18 protein-coding genes are annotated in these 16,260 nt (G+C 62.6%); all 18 read left to right on the top strand.

Annotated elements, in window-relative coordinates:
- The first annotated feature begins 11 nt into the window (after positions 1-11).
- The 18 genes from C6571_RS03015 to era all read left to right on the top strand — a co-directional run bounded on the left by C6571_RS03015 (position 12) and on the right by era (position 16,103).
- Complete coding sequence (locus C6571_RS03015) at positions 12-569, top strand: YceD family protein (protein ID WP_106445378.1); 558 nt, start codon at positions 12-14, stop codon at positions 567-569.
- 115 nt (positions 570-684) lie between these two features.
- The gene (gene rpmF, locus C6571_RS03010; protein ID WP_106445377.1) at positions 685-867 is read left to right on the top strand and encodes a 50S ribosomal protein L32; all 183 of its coding nucleotides are present in this window, start codon (positions 685-687) and stop codon (positions 865-867) included.
- Positions 868-985: 118 nt separating this feature from the next.
- The gene (plsX, locus tag C6571_RS03005; RefSeq protein ID WP_106448009.1) at positions 986-2,029 is read left to right on the top strand and encodes a phosphate acyltransferase PlsX; all 1,044 of its coding nucleotides are present in this window, start codon (positions 986-988) and stop codon (positions 2,027-2,029) included.
- A gap of 7 nt (positions 2,030-2,036) precedes the next feature.
- A complete protein-coding gene (locus tag C6571_RS03000) occupies positions 2,037-3,014 on the top strand; it encodes a beta-ketoacyl-ACP synthase III (protein ID WP_106445376.1) in 978 nt (325 codons plus the stop codon).
- A 60-nt stretch (positions 3,015-3,074) separates the two neighbouring features.
- Positions 3,075-4,025 (top strand): ACP S-malonyltransferase, encoded by a 951-nt coding sequence (fabD, locus tag C6571_RS02995; RefSeq protein ID WP_106445375.1) that lies wholly within the window; start codon positions 3,075-3,077, stop codon positions 4,023-4,025.
- On the top strand, positions 4,022-4,771 hold the full coding sequence (gene fabG, locus C6571_RS02990; RefSeq protein WP_106445374.1) for a 3-oxoacyl-ACP reductase FabG: 750 nt from the start codon (positions 4,022-4,024) through the stop codon (positions 4,769-4,771). The genes fabD and fabG overlap by 4 nt, the downstream gene beginning before the upstream one ends.
- Positions 4,772-4,875: 104 nt before the next feature.
- Positions 4,876-5,115 (top strand): acyl carrier protein, encoded by a 240-nt coding sequence (gene acpP, locus C6571_RS02985; protein WP_106445373.1) that lies wholly within the window; start codon positions 4,876-4,878, stop codon positions 5,113-5,115.
- A 46-nt stretch (positions 5,116-5,161) separates the two neighbouring features.
- Positions 5,162-6,406: a beta-ketoacyl-ACP synthase II gene (fabF, locus tag C6571_RS02980; protein ID WP_106445372.1), complete on the top strand. Its 1,245-nt coding sequence runs from the start codon at positions 5,162-5,164 to the stop codon at positions 6,404-6,406.
- A gap of 27 nt (positions 6,407-6,433) precedes the next feature.
- Positions 6,434-6,943, top strand: coding sequence for a hypothetical protein (locus C6571_RS02975; protein ID WP_106445371.1), 510 nt, complete (start codon positions 6,434-6,436; stop codon positions 6,941-6,943).
- Positions 6,944-6,987: 44 nt separating this feature from the next.
- On the top strand, positions 6,988-7,629 hold the full coding sequence (gene rpoE, locus C6571_RS02970) for an RNA polymerase sigma factor RpoE (RefSeq protein WP_106445370.1): 642 nt from the start codon (positions 6,988-6,990) through the stop codon (positions 7,627-7,629).
- Between the two features lie 33 nt (positions 7,630-7,662).
- Positions 7,663-8,274, top strand: a complete 612-nt coding sequence (locus tag C6571_RS02965; protein WP_106448008.1) for a sigma-E factor negative regulatory protein — start codon at positions 7,663-7,665, stop codon at positions 8,272-8,274.
- A 49-nt stretch (positions 8,275-8,323) separates the two neighbouring features.
- The gene (locus C6571_RS02960) at positions 8,324-9,316 is read left to right on the top strand and encodes a MucB/RseB C-terminal domain-containing protein (protein ID WP_170094666.1); all 993 of its coding nucleotides are present in this window, start codon (positions 8,324-8,326) and stop codon (positions 9,314-9,316) included.
- Between the two features lie 91 nt (positions 9,317-9,407).
- Positions 9,408-10,892, top strand: coding sequence for a DegQ family serine endoprotease (locus C6571_RS02955; protein ID WP_106448007.1), 1,485 nt, complete (start codon positions 9,408-9,410; stop codon positions 10,890-10,892).
- A 303-nt stretch (positions 10,893-11,195) separates the two neighbouring features.
- On the top strand, positions 11,196-13,004 hold the full coding sequence (lepA, locus tag C6571_RS02950; RefSeq protein WP_106445368.1) for a translation elongation factor 4: 1,809 nt from the start codon (positions 11,196-11,198) through the stop codon (positions 13,002-13,004).
- Complete coding sequence (lepB, locus tag C6571_RS02945) at positions 13,004-13,978, top strand: signal peptidase I (protein WP_106445367.1); 975 nt, start codon at positions 13,004-13,006, stop codon at positions 13,976-13,978. The genes lepA and lepB overlap by 1 nt, the downstream gene beginning before the upstream one ends.
- A 44-nt stretch (positions 13,979-14,022) precedes the next feature.
- Entirely contained in the window at positions 14,023-14,388 is a 366-nt protein-coding gene (locus tag C6571_RS02940; RefSeq protein ID WP_106445366.1) for a DUF4845 domain-containing protein, read from the top strand.
- Positions 14,389-15,069, top strand: a complete 681-nt coding sequence (gene rnc / locus C6571_RS02935) for a ribonuclease III (RefSeq protein ID WP_106445365.1) — start codon at positions 14,389-14,391, stop codon at positions 15,067-15,069.
- Positions 15,069-16,103, top strand: coding sequence for a GTPase Era (gene era, locus C6571_RS02930; RefSeq protein ID WP_106445364.1), 1,035 nt, complete (start codon positions 15,069-15,071; stop codon positions 16,101-16,103). The genes rnc and era overlap by 1 nt, the downstream gene beginning before the upstream one ends.
- Positions 16,104-16,260 lie beyond the last annotated feature (157 nt).

Genomic DNA, 16,260 nt, shown 5'->3' with positions numbered 1-16,260 from the left:
ACACTGCGCCCATGACCAAGGAATATTCCCCTGACCGACTCGACGTGAAGGCCTTCGTGCAGGCATCCGCGCATTTGGCCGGACACGATTCTTTGCTCAAGTACGAGCGCCTCGCGCAAGAGGCCAAGGGGCTGCACCCTGCTTTGCGCGTCGACTGGGAGGCGCGCGGCGAAATGCGCCCGGCTGTGGGCGGTGTCGGTGCGCCACAGTTTTGGCTGCACCTGCAGGTGCAGGCCACCTTTCCCATGCGCTGCCAGCGCTGTCTGAGTGGTGTAGACGTGCCGCTTGATGTGGACCGGTGGTTTCGCTTCGTGGCCGACGAGACCACGGCGGAGGCGCTGGACGACGATTCCGAGGAAGATTTGTTGGCGCTGAGCCGGGAGTTTTCGCTGCACGAACTGATTGAGGACGAGCTGCTGATGGCGCTGCCCGTGGTGCCGCGCCACGATGTCTGCCCGATCGAGGTGCCCATGAGTTCCTCTGATGAGGATTTCGAGGCCGCCAGCGCCGAACGCCCGAATCCGTTTGCAGCGCTCGCCGGCATACGTATCGACAAAGACAAGAAGTAGGCTGAACAGACCCTGACCGGCCTGCGTTATAATCGAGGGCTTCGCGCGAATCCCCTCGTGTCTTCAATGGGCTGATCGCGTTTTTACCAACCCCTCCCAAGACCAGGAGCCGATCATGGCTGTTCAGCAAAACAAAAAATCCCCTTCCAAGCGCGGTATGCACCGCTCGCACAACGCGCTGAACGTGCCCGGCATTGCGCTTGAGCCCACCACGGGTGAAGTGCATCTGCGCCACCACATCAGCCCCAACGGTTTCTATCGTGGCCGTCAGGTGCTGAAGAACAAATCCGAAGCCTGATTTTTTGCGCACCAGCGCAGGCCGAGGCCCGCAGCTACACAGCCTGTAGCGCGGGCCTTTGTTTTGCGCTCTGCGGTTCAGTATTGCACCCACATTGGCGACCGCGTCGCAAGGTTTCATGACTACATTGGCAGTCGATTGCATGGGAGGCGACCATGGCCCCCGCGTCACGCTGGCGGCCTGCCGCCGTTTCCTGGACTCGCACGCCGACGCCCGCCTGCTGCTGGTGGGCCTGCCCGAGGCGCTGAAGGATTTCAGCCACGCGCGCGCCAGCGTGGTTCCGGCCAGCGAAGTGGTGGGAATGGACGACCCGATCGAGGTTGCGCTGCGGCGCAAAAAGCAGTCGTCGATGCGCATTGCCATTGAACAGGTGCACAGCGGAGCCGCCCAGGCGGCGGTTTCGGCCGGCAACACCGGCGCTCTGATGGCGATTGCGCGCTATGTGCTGAAAACGCTCGATGGCATTGATCGGCCTGCTATCGCGTCCCAGCTCCCCAATGACAAGGGCGGCGCCACGACGGTGCTCGATCTGGGAGCAAATGTGGACTGCTCGGCCGAGCACCTGCTGCAATTTGCAGTCATGGGTTCGGCGCTGGTGGCAGCGCTGGGCGGCGCTGCCCAGCCCACGGTGGGCCTGCTCAATATCGGCGAAGAAGCGATCAAGGGCAGCGAAGTGATCAAGCGCGCCGGGGAACTGCTGCGCGCCGCAGGGGCTGCCGGCACCATCAACTTCTACGGCAACGTCGAGGGCAACGACATTTTCAAGGGCACGGCGGACATTGTGGTGTGCGATGGCTTCGTCGGCAATGTGGCGCTCAAGGCCAGCGAAGGCGTGGCCAGCATGATCGTTGGCGGCCTCAAGCAAGAGTTCAAGCGCAATCTGTTCACCAAGCTGGCCGCTTTGATTGCTTACCCGGTGCTCGCGGCCTTGATGAAGCGCATGGATTACCGACGCTACAACGGCGCGGCGCTTCTGGGTCTGCGCGGATTGGTCTTCAAAAGCCATGGCTCGGCCGATGAACTGGCCTTCGAGCTGGCCTTGGCCCGCGCGTATGATGCAGCCCGAAACAACCTTTTGGACCGTGTCCGCACGCGCATCGACAGCGCCGCGCCTTTGCTGAGCGCGGACACCGCCGAGCGCAGCACCGCCACGGCGCAGTAACCGCTCGATGAATTCCTACTCCCGTATCACCGGCACTGGCAGTTTCCTGCCACCACGCCGCGTCACCAACACCGATCTGGTGGCCCAACTGGCCGCTGGCGGTGTCGAAACCTCCGACCAATGGATCGTGGAGCGCACCGGCATCCAGGCACGGCACTTTGCCGCAGACGATGTCCAGTGCAGCGACATGGCGCTCGAAGCCGCGCGCCACGCCCTCAAGGCGGCGGGCCGCGACCCGAGTGAGATCGATCTCATCATCGTGGCGACATCAACGCCGGACATGGTGTTCCCCTCGACAGCTTGCATATTGCAAAACAAGCTCGGCGCGAACGGCTGTCCGGCATTTGACGTGCAGGCGGTGTGCAGCGGTTTTGTCTACGGCTTGAGCGTGGCCGACGCCATGATTCGCGCCGGCAATGCGCGCTGCGCCCTGGTGGTGGGCTCCGAGATTTTCAGCCGCCTGCTTGACTTCCGTGATCGCACCACCTGCGTGCTGTTTGGCGATGGCGCTGGCGCCGTCGTGCTGGAGGCCTCAGAGACGCCCGGAATTCTGGCCACCGATTTGCATGCCGACGGCAAGCATGTGGGCATTCTTTGCGTGCCGGGCCATGTCTCAGGCGGAGTCGCCAGCGGCGATCCTTTCCTCAAGATGGACGGGCAGGCCGTGTTCAAGCTGGCCGTTGGCGTGCTCGAGAAATCCGCTCGCGCCGCGCTCGAGAAAGCAGGCATCGAGCCAGACCAGATCGACTGGATGATTCCGCACCAGGCCAACATCCGCATCATGCAAAGCACGGCGCGCAAGCTTCATTTGTCCATGGACAAGGTCGTGGTCACGGTCGACCAGCATGGCAACACTTCAGCGGCGTCGATTCCGCTCGCGCTGGACCACGCCGTGCGTTCAGGCCAGGTCAAGGCCGGAGAAACCGTGTTGCTCGAAGGCGTGGGCGGCGGTTTCACTTGGGGTTCGGTACTCCTTAAAATGTAGCTGTTAGCGCTTGCTGCATAAGCGCTAGAGCCTGTTTTTATTGGTATTTTTCGAGGTGGCATGAATTCATTTGCGTTTGTCTTTCCAGGCCAGGGTTCGCAGGCTGTTGGCATGCTCGACGCCTGGGGCGACCATCCTGCCGTGGTCGCCACGCTGGCCGAGGCGTCTGAAGCGCTCAGCGAGGACATCGGGCGCTTGATTCACGACGGCCCCAAGGAAACGCTGGCGCTGACCACCAACACCCAGCCGGTCATGCTGGTGGCCGGCGTGGCCGCCTGGCGTGTCTGGTGCGCCGAGGGCGGCGCGCTGCCCATGGCCTTGGCCGGGCATTCGCTGGGCGAATATTCCGCCCTGGTGGCAGCGGGCGTACTGACCTTGGCCCAGGCCGCGCCGCTGGTGCGCTTGCGCGCTGCCGCCATGCAGGAGGCGGTGCCCGTGGGCACCGGTGCCATGGCAGCCATCCTGGGGCTCGACGCCACAAAAGTCATAGCTTTTTGCGCAGAAGTGACGGGCGTTGGCGGCCAAAATGAACAGGAAATTGTCGAGGCTGTCAATTTCAACGACCCATCGCAAACCGTGATTGCCGGCAGCAAGGCGGCGGTGGAGCGCGCTTGCGAGGCGCTCAAGGCTGCAGGCGCCAAGCGTGCGCTGCCCTTGCCGGTCTCTGCGCCTTTTCATTCGAGCCTGATGCGTCCGGCAGCCGAGGCGCTGCGCGAGGCGCTTGGCACGCTGGCGCTTGCGCCGCCCCAGATTCCCGTAGTCAATAACGTGGACGTCGCTGTGCAAAGCGAGCCCGAGGCGATCCGCGATGCACTGGTGCGCCAGGCTTTTGGTCCGGTGCGTTGGGTCGAATGCGTGCAGCAGCTGCGCACCATGGGGGCGACGCACATTGTCGAGTGCGGCCCGGGCAAGGTGCTGGCCGGTCTGGTGCGCCGCATTGACTCTGAACTGGTGGGCGCGGCGCTGTTCGATCCCGCCTCCCTCACCCAAGTCCAGGAGCTATTGGCATGAGTGATATTGAGGAAAAACAAGCCCCTGTGGCGCTGGTGACCGGCGCCTCGCGCGGCATCGGCGCCGCCATTGCGCTCGAACTGGCGCAGCGCGGCTACCGCGTGGTGGGCACGGCCACCACGGCAGAGGGCGCGCAGCGCATCGGTGCTGCGCTGTCGGCCCATGCCGGCTGCAGCGGTGCGGTGCTCGACGTGAACAATGCGCCCTCGGTCGACGCGCTGATCGAGACCATCGTGAAAGAGCAGGGCGGCCTGCAAGTGCTGGTCAACAACGCCGGCATCACCCGCGATCAGCTTGCCATGCGGATGAAGGACGACGACTGGGACGCCGTGCTCGGAACGAACCTGGGGGCCGTGTTTCGCGTGAGTCGCGCTGCCATCCGCCCGATGATGAAACAGCGTTTTGGCCGCATCATCAGCATCACCAGTGTGGTGGGTGCATCAGGCAATCCGGGGCAGGCGAACTACGCGGCCGCCAAGGCGGGCGTTGCGGGGATGACCCGCTCGCTGGCGCGCGAACTTGGCAGCCGGGGCATCACCGTCAACTGCGTGGCGCCCGGTTTCATCGATACCGACATGACGGCCGGTCTGCCCGAAGCGCAGCAAAAAGCCTTGCTCAATCAGATCCCGCTAGGCTTCCTGGGTCGCCCTGCCGACATCGCACACGCCGTCGCTTACCTCGCCTCGCCGCAGGCCGGCTATGTGACGGGCCAGGAATTGCACGTCAATGGCGGCATGTACATGTAAATGAACGAATTTCGCGTCGGATGAATGCAGATATTCTTGTATCAAACGGCACGATCTAAGCAGCTAGAATCCCCGATCAATCTACCAACACCCAGAGTGAAACCATGAGCGATATTGAAGCACGCGTCAAAAAGATCATTGCCGAGCAGCTCGGCGTGGAAGAGTCCCAGGTCACCAGCGAAAAGGCCTTCGTGGCCGACCTCGGTGCCGACTCGCTCGACACGGTCGAACTGGTGATGGCACTGGAAGACGAATTCGGCATCGAGATTCCCGATGAAGACGCCGAGAAGATCACCACGGTGCAAAACGCCATCGACTACGCCACGTCCCACCCGAAGGCTTGATCGGCGCGCTGCGCCGCGTTGAGCGAGTTAAGCACAAGGTTTACGAATGAGCCGTCGTCGCGTTGTCGTGACCGGCCTGGGTTGCGTTTGTCCCGTTGGAAACACGGTGCAGGACGCCTGGGCCAATCTCTTGGCCGGGCGCTCCGGTATCGGCCGCATCACGAAGTTTGATGCGTCGAACTTCGCCTGCCAGATTGCCGGGGAAGTGCGCGGGTTTGATCTGGACGCCTACCTCAGCGCCAAAGATGCGCGCGGGATGGATGCGTTCATCCATTTCGGCATCGCTGCGGCCGTGCAGGCGGTGCAGGACGCTGGTCTGCCCACCGGTGACGATCTGGCTGAAGACCTGGCCACACGCATTGCGTGCGTCATCGGCTCGGGGATTGGCGGTCTGCCGCTGATCGAGAACACCCACGCTGAACTCGTGGCCCGCGGACCACGCCGCATTACGCCTTTTTTCGTGCCAGCGTCCATCATCAATATGGTCGCTGGGCATGTGTCCATGCGCTTTGGCTTCAAGGGGCCGAACCTGGCAGTGGTCACAGCCTGCACGACGGGCCTGCACTGCATCGGCGAGGCTGGTCGAATGATTGAATACGGCGACGCAGACGTGGTCGTCGCTGGCGGCACCGAAGCGACGGTATCGCCACTGGGCATTGGCGGTTTTGCCGCCATGCGTGCGCTGTCGACACGCAACGACGATCCGCAGGCGGCCTCCCGTCCCTGGGACAGGGACCGCGATGGCTTTGTTCTGGGCGAAGGCGCAGGCGTCGTGGTGCTTGAAGAATACGAGCACGCCAAGGCCCGGGGCGCGCGCATTTATGCCGAACTGGCGGGCTTTGGAATGAGCGCCGACGCCGGGCACATGACGGCGCCCAACATGGATGGGCCGCGCCGCGCCATGCTCAATGCGCTGCGCAATGCCGGGGTCAATGCCGATCAGATTGACTACCTCAACGCCCACGGCACATCGACGCCACTGGGAGATTTGAACGAAACGCATGCCATCAAGGCGGCGTTCGGCGACGCTGCGCAAAAGCTGGTGGTCAGTTCGACGAAATCTATGACCGGCCACTTGCTGGGTGGCGCGGGGGGCATCGAGAGCATCTTCACCATCCTCGCGCTGCACCATCAGAAGGTGCCGCCGACGATCAATCTGGACAACCAGGATCCCGACTGCGACCTGGATTACTGTGCCAACATCGCGCGCGATATGCCGGTGGAGTTCGCCATGAAAAACAACTTTGGCTTTGGTGGCACCAACGGAACCTTGGTGTTCCGGCGCGTTTGAATCGCCCAAGCCGCTTGCAGAATGTGAATGAGCGCTGCCACCGAGCGCTACCCTGCGCCTGCGGTGCAGTTCCCGCTGCGGCGCAGTCCGGTCTTGGCAGGCGCCTTGGCCTTGCTGCAGGTTGCCGCCCTGCTCGTCCTGTTGGTGTGGCTGAACATCGGTGCAGGAGCGGAGCGACGCGCCGTTCTCCCGGCGCTGTTTCTGTGGATGGTTGCGGCTGTGCTGGCCGCGCGCTTCTGGGCTCGACTTCCCGTGGGAGCGCTCGTCTGGGACGGGCAGGGCTGGGAGTTGCGGGGCGCTGGCAGCGCGGTGGCGCCGCAGTCTTTGGGGAGGGTCGTGTACATTCAGTTTGATCTGCAGCGGTACATGGCCTTGGCGTTTCCCGAGGCGTGCCCCGCAGTCTGGCTGTTTGTCGAGCGATCTGAGGATGCCGCGCGCTGGCTTGATCTGCGCCGTGCGGTATATTCGCGCCCCACAGCTGCGCGGTCAGAGTCTGCGACGCAGGCCGACGCCACGCTTCCCGATCGCCGCTTGTGACAGTGCCTTCAGCCGGCTCCCCTGTGCCGCCGCCCGCTTGATTCATGACCGATCCCTCTTCCGCAGTTCCGCCCGAACCCCGCGCGCCCGATCCCGACTTCCTGCTGGTGCAGCGGACGGTGGCGGGTGACCAGCGCGCGTTCGAGTTGTTGGTCATCAAATACCAGCGGCGCATCGAACGGCTGATTGGCCGCATGGTGCGCGACACCGACCTGATTCCCGACATCGCGCAGGAGACCTTTATCCGCGCCTACCGGGCGCTGCATCAGTTTCGCGGGGAAGCGCAGTTCTATACCTGGCTTTACCGGATTGCGGTCAATACCGCCAAGAAGACCTTGCTGGACCTCAAGCGCAATCCGGTGGTCTACCACGCTGGTGCACCGGGCGGCGATGAAGACGATGAAACTTCCCGGCCCCACCACGAACTAACCACCGACGAAACGCCCGAGACGGTGTTGGCGGCCCAGGAAATTGCCGTCGCTGTCAATGCTGCGATGGAGGCACTTCCGGCCGATTTGCGCGAGGCGGTGACGCTGCGCGAGATCGAAGGCCTGAGCTATGAGGAAATTGCCCAGGCCATGGATTGCCCGATCGGCACCGTGCGTTCGCGCATCTTTCGGGCGCGGGAAGCGATTTCCGCACGTGTGCGTCCAATGCTGGAAAACCAGTCGGGCAAGCGTTGGTAGGTAGGCGGCTCCTTGATACTGCAGGTGGACACCATGGAAACGGAACTGAAGGCACAAGAACTGCTGTCGGCGCTGGCCGACGGGGAACTCGAAGGTGAAGAGCTTGCTCAGGCATTGGCCCTGTGCACGCAGGACGCCTCGCGCGCGTCCTGGCACACCTACCACCTGATTGGCGACGTGCTGCGTTCGCCCGAACTGGCGCGCGCCAGTGACAGCGAGCGTCTTTTGTTGCGCCTGCGCACCGAGCTGGCGCAGTCCCCCGCGCAGAGCACAACAGCGTCTTCTGACATTCCGATCAGCGCCGAACCTGTCGTCCGGGTGCCGGGAAGCTCTGCGGCCAATGATTCGATCTGGCGTTGGAAGCTGGTGGCCGGTTTTGCTTCGATGGCAGCGGTGGCAGCCATTGGGTGGAACTCCCTTTCGGTGCTGCGTGGCGAGCAGCCGCAAGCAGCGCAATTGGCAGCAGCGGCACCGCCCGCCGCCTCCGCGCCAACCGAGCTGGCACAGGCGGGGGCTCCGGTGATGATTCGCGACCCTCGGCTCGACGAGTTGCTGGCTGCGCACAAACAATTCGGCGGTGCCTCCGCTCTTCAAATGCCTGCGGGTTTCTTGCGCAATGCGACGTTTGAGGCTCCGGAGCGCTGAACCCGGCCTTGCCGCAGCACCGCTTGCGAGGGCGTGTGCAGGCGCTTTTGTGGCGCTGGCTGCGCTGTGCGTGGAGGCGCCGGCATGGGCAGCTGGCGCGGTAGATGCTGCGTCGAGCAGTTCTGCGCAGGCGCAGCTCCCCACGGATGTGGCCGGCTGGATTGCGCGGGTGCAGCGCGCGGCGCTGGAGCGGAGCTACGTAGGTACCTTTGTCGTGACGACCGACGCGGGAGCCACCACCGGCTCGCGCATCTGGCATGCCTGCAAAGGCGATCAGCACATGGAGCGCATCGAGGCGCTCGACGGTCCGGCGCGGACCATTTTTCGCCGCAATGGCGAAATGCGAACGTTTTTCCATGCCTCGCGCACGGTGGTGACTGAGCCGCTGCGAAGCGCTGCGCCTTTTTCGGGCGCGGTCCCGGCCCTTGCAGACCAGCTCGATACCCTGTACCGGGCCGAGCGCCTGGGGCGACAGCGCGTGGCGGGTCACGATGCGGACGTCGTCTGGCTGCGGCCGCGCGACGCGCTGCGATTCGGCTACCGCATATGGAGTGAGCAAGGCTCGGGCCTGGTGCTGCGCCTGCAGACCGTGCAGGCCGACGGCCACGTCCGCGAGCAAGCCAGCTTTTTGCAATTGGAACTTGACGCGCCGGTTTCACTTCCCGCACTGTCGCAGGCGATGGACGATATCCAAGGCTATCGCGCGCTTGCGCAGGTGCCTCAGCGCGACCTGTCGCAAGAGGAAAGTGCCTGGGCGCTGCGCGAAGCCGTCCCCGGCTTTTCGCTCCAGGGTTGCAGGGTGCCTCAGACACGCGGCAATGCCATGCAGTGCACGTACGCAGACGGTCTGGCCAGCGTGTCCCTTTTCTTTGAGACCAGAGGCGATGCGCAGCCCGTCAACGCGCTGGCTCGCTGGTCTGCTGGTGCCACGCAGGCGTTGGCGCGTCCGCTCGATGCGCATACCTGGTTGACGGCAGTGGGCGAAGTGCCTCCGGCCACGCTGGCGCTGTTTGCCGAACGGTTGGTCAGGGTACGCAAGTAGTCGTCCCAACGTGCTTGGGGAACCATTTGTTCCGGCGCGTTTCTGAAAGTCCATGCGCATGGCGCAGCCCCCATTTGAAAGGCCAGACATCATGAAAACTCAGTGGATGAAATTCAACACGTGGACAGCAGCGGGCGTGCTGGCTGTCGCAGGCGCGGTCGGGGCAGGCGCTGCCAGCCTCGCGCCCCTTCAGGCCCAGGCGCAGGCACCAGTGGCCAGCGTGCGAGGCTTGCCGGACTTCACCGATCTGGTGGAGCAGGTGGGTCCCTCTGTGGTCAATATTCGCACGCTTGAAAAAGTCTCGGCGCGCAACATGTCGGGTGGCATGGACGAAGACATGCTGGAGTTCTTCAAGCGCTTCGGCCTGCCGATTCCCAATATGCCCAAGGGCCAACGGCCCAACCCGCGCCAGCAGCCGGAGGAGGAGCAGCCGCGCGGGCTGGGTTCGGGCTTCATCCTGAGTTCTGATGGCTATGTGATGACGAACGCCCACGTCGTCGAAGGCGCTGACGAAGTCATGGTGACGCTCACCGATCAGCGCGAGTTCAAAGCCAAGATCATTGGCTATGACAAGCGCAGCGACGTGGCCGTGGTCAAGATTGACGCGACGGGCCTGCCGGCCGTGAAGATCGGTGACGTCAGTCGCCTGCGCGTGGGCGAATGGGTGATGGCCATTGGTTCGCCATTTGGCCTTGAGAACACGGTGACTGCTGGCATCGTCAGCGCCAAGCAGCGGGATACGGGCGACTATCTGCCCTTTATTCAGACCGACGTGGCCATCAATCCCGGCAACTCGGGAGGCCCGCTCATCAATATGCGCGGCGAAGTGGTCGGCATCAACAGCCAGATTTATTCGCGCTCGGGTGGCTTCATGGGTATTTCCTTCTCGATTCCGATCGACGAAGCGATTCGTGTCAGCGACCAGTTGCGCGCCACGGGCCGTGTTACGCGTGGCCGAATCGGCGTGCAGATTGGCAGCGTCACCAAGGACGTGGCCGAATCGCTTGGCTTGGGCAAGCAGCAGGGCGCGCTGGTGACCGGCGTCGAAAAAGACGCGCCTGCCGATAAAGCAGGTGTCGAGGCTGGTGACATCATCACCAAGTTTGATGGCAAGCCGGTGGACAAGATTTCCGATCTACCCCGCATGGTGGGAAATACCAAGCCCGGGACGCGCAGCACCGTCACAGTATTCCGGCGTGGCCAGACGCGTGATCTGACGGTGACCGTGGGGGAAATTGAAGCCGACAAGACCGAAGCCAAGGCCAGCGCTGCGGATGCGACGCCGAAGTCGTCTCCCGCTGCTCAGAAACTGGGACTTTCCGTGTCCGAACTGACCGATGCGCAGCGACGCGAACTCAAGGTAAAGGGCGGCGTGCGCGTCGAAGCTGCCAGCGATGCTGCAGCGCGCGCAGGCCTGCGCCAAGGCGACGTGATTTTGTCGGTAGACAACACCGAGGTCAGCGGTCTCAAGCAATTCGAAGCCGCGCTCGCCAAGGCCGACAAGAGCAAGCCCATCAACGTCCTGTACCGTCGCGGCGACTGGGCGCAATACGCGCTGATTCGTCCCTCGCGTTGAGCCGGCAGGGCGTTTGGGACGCCCTGCATACCTCCTCACAGCGTGTGATGGCGCGGACTCGGGCGGTCTGCGCCTTTGCGTTTTACAGGCAATGGCACCGGTTATCGCCTGTAAAACGCGCCAGGCATCCCATCCCGAGCCGCACTACACCCACTCGCGTAGAGTGATGCAGGACATCCCATACGGGCTTTTGCCTACAATACGCGCCCAAGCATTGCTTATGTGACAGGGCGCGTCCTCTGAGCGACGCGCCCTTTTTCATGTCTGCCGCGCTGCGCCCGCGCCACCCGAACTCTCCTGTCGATGAACCACATCCGAAATTTTTCGATCATTGCCCATATTGATCACGGCAAATCCACGCTTGCCGACCGGCTGATTCAGCGCTGTGGTGGCCTTTCCGACCGGAAGATGGAGGCGCAGGTGCTCGATTCGATGGACATCGAAAAGGAGCGCGGTATCACCATCAAGGCGCAAACGGCAGCGCTGCAATACAAGGCGCAGGATGGACAGGTCTACAACCTGAATCTGATCGATACGCCCGGCCACGTCGACTTCTCTTACGAGGTGAGCCGTTCGCTCTCGGCCTGTGAAGGTGCGCTGCTGGTGGTTGATGCCTCGCAGGGCGTGGAGGCGCAGACAGTGGCCAATTGCTACACCGCGCTGGATCTGGGTGTGGAAGTGCTGCCTGTGCTCAACAAGATGGACCTGCCGCAGTCCGACCCCGAAAACGCCAAGGCCGAGATTGAGGACGTGATCGGCATCGACGCTGAGCACGCGATTCCCTGCTCGGCCAAGACTGGCATGGGCATTGATGAAATTCTGGAGGCCATCGTCGCCAAGGTGCCGGCGCCGCGCGGCAACCCGGACGGCCCCCTGCGCGCCATGATCATCGACAGCTGGTTCGACAGCTACGTCGGCGTGGTCATGCTGGTGCGGGTGGTCGATGGGCGCCTCCTCAGGGGCGAACGCTTCAAGATGATGGCCACGGGAACGGTGTACAACGCCGACAACCTGGGTGTCTTCACTCCCGCCAACGAGCCGCGCGACCGGCTGGAGGCGGGGCAGGTGGGTTTCATCATTGCCGGCATCAAGGAACTGCAGGCCGCCAAGGTGGGTGACACCATCACCCTGGAGAAGAAGCTTCCGAACAACGCGGGCCCTGCCGCCGAAGCATTGCCTGGTTTCAAGGAAATCCAGCCGCAGGTGTTTGCTGGCCTGTATCCGACCGAAGCGAGCGAATACGACCAGCTGCGCGATGCGCTGGAAAAACTCAAGCTCAACGACGCTTCGCTGCATTACGAGCCTGAGGTGAGCCAGGCACTGGGCTTTGGCTTTCGCTGCGGCTTTCTGGGCCTGTTGCACATGGAGATCGTGCAGGAGCGCCTGGAGCGCGAGTTCGACCAGGATCTGATTACGACGGCACCCAGCGTGGTGTACGAAGTCGTCATGCCGGGAGGCGAAGTGGTGCTGGTCGAGAACCCGGCCAAGATGCCCGACCAGGGCAAGCTGCAGGAAATCCGTGAGCCCATCGTCACCGTGCATTTGTACATGCCGCAAGACTATGTGGGGCCGGTAATGACGCTGGCCAACCAGAAGCGCGGTGTGCAGATGAACATGGCGTACCACGGTCGCCAGGTCATGCTGACCTACGAGATGCCGTTGGGTGAGATCGTGCTGGATTTTTTTGACAAACTCAAGTCGGTGAGCCGGGGCTATGCATCGATGGACTACGAGTTCAAGGAATACCGCGCCTCCGACGTGGTGAAGGTGGACATCCTGCTCAACGGCGAAAAGGTCGACGCGCTCTCCATCATCGTGCACCGCAGCCAAAGCCAGTACCGTGGCCGCGCCGTGGTCTCCAAAATGCGAGAAATCATCAGCCGCCAGATGTTCGACGTGGCCATCCAGGCCGCGATTGGCGGCAACATCATTGCGCGCGAGAGCATCAAGGCGCTGCGCAAGAACGTGCTGGCCAAGTGCTACGGCGGCGACATTTCGCGCAAGCGCAAACTTCTGGAAAAACAGAAGGCGGGCAAGAAGCGCATGAAGCAAATCGGTTCGGTGGAAGTGCCGCAAGAAGCTTTTCTTGCCATATTGCAGGTGGAAGATTGATGCAGCTGGTTCAGATTTTTACGTCGTTGTTGCTGGCTGCTTTTGCCGGGTATATAGGTGCCTGGTACTTCGGCGCCATTGAGGGCAACTTCGCCTTGCTGTTGTTTTTGGCCAGCGTCGTGACGGGCTGCTATTGGCTCGCCGAACGTTTCTATTTCTTGCCGCGCCGTCGCCAGGCAGCGCTCGCCATCGAGCAGGCGGCTCAGGCACGGCGTGCGGAGCTGGATCGCCAGGGCATTGCGCGCATCGATATCGACACAGGCGAGGCGCAGCAGCGTGTGCTTGCGCAGCCCTGGTGGCTCGATTGGACGGCGGGACTTTTCCCAGTCATTGCTGCAGTCTTTCTGCTGCGCTCGTTCTTGTTCGAGCCTTTCAAGATCCCTTCGGGCTCCATGATTCCCACGCTGCTGGTGGGCGACCTTATTCTGGTCAACAAATTCACCTATGGCTTGCGCTTGCCCGTCATCAACACCAAGATCACCGAAGGCAATGCACCGCAGCGCGGCGACGTGATGGTGTTTCGCTACCCACCGCAGCCCACGCTGGATTACATCAAGCGCGTGGTCGGCGTACCGGGTGATGAGGTGGCCTACATCAACAAGCGCCTTACCATCAATGGCGAGCCGGTTCCTACCGACGCGCTTCCAGACTATTTTGAAGAAGACGCCATGCGCTACTTCAAGCAGTTCCAGGAGGAGCTGGGCGGTCACCCGCACCGCTTGCTGAACAACGACAGCGTTCCGGCGTTCGTGCAAGGGGCGAGTAATTTTGCCTACCGCGACAACTGCCGCTACAGTGTCGAAGGCGTCGTCTGCAAGGTGCCGGACGGCCACTACTTCATGATGGGCGACAACCGCGACAATTCGCTCGATTCACGCTACTGGGGCTTTGTGCCCGAGGCCAATATCGTGGGCAAGGCATTTTTCGTATGGATGAATTTTGGCAACTGGAAGCGCATTGGCGGGTTCCAGTAAGCGCTCCGGCAAGAATTGCAAACAAGAACGGGAGATTGAATACCATGAAACTGCATCGCACAGCCAGCCGCTCGCGCCAGCGCGGCCTGTCCTTTATCGGCGTCATCTTCATCGGCTTGCTGGCCGTGGCGGCCTTTGCCATCGGCGGCCAGTCGGTGCCGGTCTTCCTTGAATCGCACGCCATTCAAAAGGCCATCAACAAGGCCGCGAAGGAAGGCACCACTGTGCCGGAAATTCGAGGCAGCTTTGATCGGGCCGCCGCAATTGATGACATCTTTACCATCGGTGGCAAGGATCTGGAAGTTGGCAAGCGTGGCGACAAGGTGGTGGTTCGCGCCAAATACTCGCGTGAGATTGCTCTGGCTGGGCCAGCTTACCTGGTATACCGCTTCGATCTGCAGTCCGAATAGGTGCTTCCGGCACTGGTTTCGCTGCAACAGCGCTTGCAGCATGCATTTTCCAACCCGGCTCTGCTGACGCGCGCGCTCACCCACCGCAGCGCCAGCAGCGACCACAACGAGCGACTGGAATTTTTGGGCGATTCGGTGCTCAACCTGGCGGTCTCCAGCCTGCTGTATGAGCGCTTGGCCAGCCAGCCCGAGGGCGATCTCTCGCGCGTTCGGGCCAACATGGTCAAGCAGGATACCTTGCACGGCTTGGCTGTGAAGCTCGGTTTGCCGCAGGTGCTGCGCGTGGGCGAAGGCGAGGCACGCTCGGGCGGCAAGACGCGGCCTTCCATGCTCGCCGATGCGCTCGAAGCCGTTATTGGCGCGGTGTATCTGGATGCCGGCTTTCAGGCCGCCACCGAGTTGGTATGGCGTTTGTTTGAGGGTGTGGAGATCAGCCCCCAGATGCAGGCAGCTTCCCGAGACGCCAAAACGGCCTTGCAAGAATGGCTGCAGGGCCGGCGCATGAAGCTTCCAGAGTATCGGGTGGTAGAGACCACCGGCGCGGCGCACCGGCAATCTTTTGAAGTCGAATGCCGCATTGGCGAACTCGCGCTGGCTGCGCGCGGCAGCGGGGCTTCCCGCCGTGCGGCCGAACAATCTGCGGCCGCTGCCGTGTTGGCCCAACTCCAGGCGAAAAAATAATGACCGATGCTACAAACAACGAAGCGGCTCCTTCCGATGAGATAAGCGCTGGAGGCCAAAACGACCTTGAATCCATGCTGGCGGCCAGCCGACCTGCGGCGGTGGGTGAAACGGGTGGGGCGAGTGAAGCGGCTGCAGCCGGCCAGCGCTGCGGCGTGATTGCCATTGTCGGCAAGCCCAACGTGGGCAAATCCACGCTGCTCAACACCCTGGTGGGGCAGAAGATCAGCATCACGTCGCGCAAGGCGCAGACCACGCGCCACCGCATCACCGGCATCCATACGCGCGAGCGGACGCAGTTCATCTTCGTCGACACCCCGGGCTTTCAGACGCGCCACGCAACGGCGCTCAACAAGTCGCTCAACAAAACGGTGATGGGCGCCATCGGTGACGTGGATCTGATCTTGTTCGTTGTCGAGGCCGGCAGCTTTACCCTGGCCGACGCCAAGGTGCTCTCGCTGTTCAAGCCCGGCATCCCGACCCTCTTGATTGCCAACAAGCTCGACAACATCCACCGCCGCGCCGAGATTGCGCCCTGGCTCAAGAGCATGCAGGAGCGCCATCCATTTGCCGAGTTCGTGCCGATGTCGGCCAAGAACAAGGGCGACGTCGAGCGGCTGTACGGCATTTGCGCGAAGTACCTGCCCGAGCAGGCCTGGTGGTACGGCGAGGACGAACTGACCGATCGCAGCGAAAAATTCCTTGCCAGCGAGACGGTCCGCGAAAAGCTGTTTCGCTTTACCGGCGACGAGCTGCCCTATACGTCCACGGTCGTGATCGACCAGTTCAGTGAAGAGAAAAGCAAGCAGCACAAGCGCCTGGTGCGCATTGCCGCGACCATCGTCGTCGAGCGCGACAGCCACAAGGCCATGGTGATCGGCGACAAGGGCGAACGCTTGAAGCGCATCGGCACCGAAACCCGCCAGGAGCTGGAAAAGCTCATGGACGCCAAGGTGTTCATCGAAATCTGGGTCAAGGTGCGCAGTGGCTGGGCGGACGACGAAGCGCGGGTGCGGTCCTTCGGGTATGAATAAGAGTCACCCCCTGAGCGGCTGCGCCGCGTCCCCCTCTCCTGCGGGAGGGGGACGCCACCGGCGGCCCGGCAAAGCCGGTTCCACGGTGTCACTGGCATGGCACCGAGCGAGTGCAGGCGCCGCAAACGTGTTTCGGGTTTGAATGATATTGGCCTCT

This window comes from Simplicispira suum, assembly GCF_003008595.1.
GTDB classification, from domain to species: Bacteria; Pseudomonadota; Gammaproteobacteria; order Burkholderiales; family Burkholderiaceae_C; genus Simplicispira; species Simplicispira suum.
This window is presented reverse-complemented; position numbering and strand designations above follow the sequence as displayed.

Excerpts from the sequence above, each read along its gene's own strand:
- C6571_RS02965 (WP_106448008.1), top strand. The coding sequence starts at position 7,663 with ATGGAAACGGAACTGAAGGCACAAGAACTGCTGTCGGCGCTGGCCGAC.
- fabG (WP_106445374.1), top strand. The coding sequence starts at position 4,022 with ATGAGTGATATTGAGGAAAAACAAGCCCCTGTGGCGCTGGTGACCGGC.
- plsX (WP_106448009.1), top strand. The coding sequence starts at position 986 with ATGACTACATTGGCAGTCGATTGCATGGGAGGCGACCATGGCCCCCGC.
- era (WP_106445364.1), top strand. The coding sequence starts at position 15,069 with ATGACCGATGCTACAAACAACGAAGCGGCTCCTTCCGATGAGATAAGC.
- C6571_RS02975 (WP_106445371.1), top strand. The coding sequence starts at position 6,434 with ATGAGCGCTGCCACCGAGCGCTACCCTGCGCCTGCGGTGCAGTTCCCG.
- C6571_RS03000 (WP_106445376.1), top strand. The coding sequence starts at position 2,037 with ATGAATTCCTACTCCCGTATCACCGGCACTGGCAGTTTCCTGCCACCA.
- C6571_RS03015 (WP_106445378.1), top strand. The coding sequence starts at position 12 with ATGACCAAGGAATATTCCCCTGACCGACTCGACGTGAAGGCCTTCGTG.
- fabD (WP_106445375.1), top strand. The coding sequence starts at position 3,075 with ATGAATTCATTTGCGTTTGTCTTTCCAGGCCAGGGTTCGCAGGCTGTT.
- lepA (WP_106445368.1), top strand. The coding sequence starts at position 11,196 with ATGAACCACATCCGAAATTTTTCGATCATTGCCCATATTGATCACGGC.
- C6571_RS02940 (WP_106445366.1), top strand. The coding sequence starts at position 14,023 with ATGAAACTGCATCGCACAGCCAGCCGCTCGCGCCAGCGCGGCCTGTCC.
- lepB (WP_106445367.1), top strand. The coding sequence starts at position 13,004 with ATGCAGCTGGTTCAGATTTTTACGTCGTTGTTGCTGGCTGCTTTTGCC.
- fabF (WP_106445372.1), top strand. The coding sequence starts at position 5,162 with ATGAGCCGTCGTCGCGTTGTCGTGACCGGCCTGGGTTGCGTTTGTCCC.
- rpmF (WP_106445377.1), top strand. The coding sequence starts at position 685 with ATGGCTGTTCAGCAAAACAAAAAATCCCCTTCCAAGCGCGGTATGCAC.
- rpoE (WP_106445370.1), top strand. The coding sequence starts at position 6,988 with ATGACCGATCCCTCTTCCGCAGTTCCGCCCGAACCCCGCGCGCCCGAT.
- C6571_RS02955 (WP_106448007.1), top strand. The coding sequence starts at position 9,408 with ATGAAAACTCAGTGGATGAAATTCAACACGTGGACAGCAGCGGGCGTG.
- acpP (WP_106445373.1), top strand. The coding sequence starts at position 4,876 with ATGAGCGATATTGAAGCACGCGTCAAAAAGATCATTGCCGAGCAGCTC.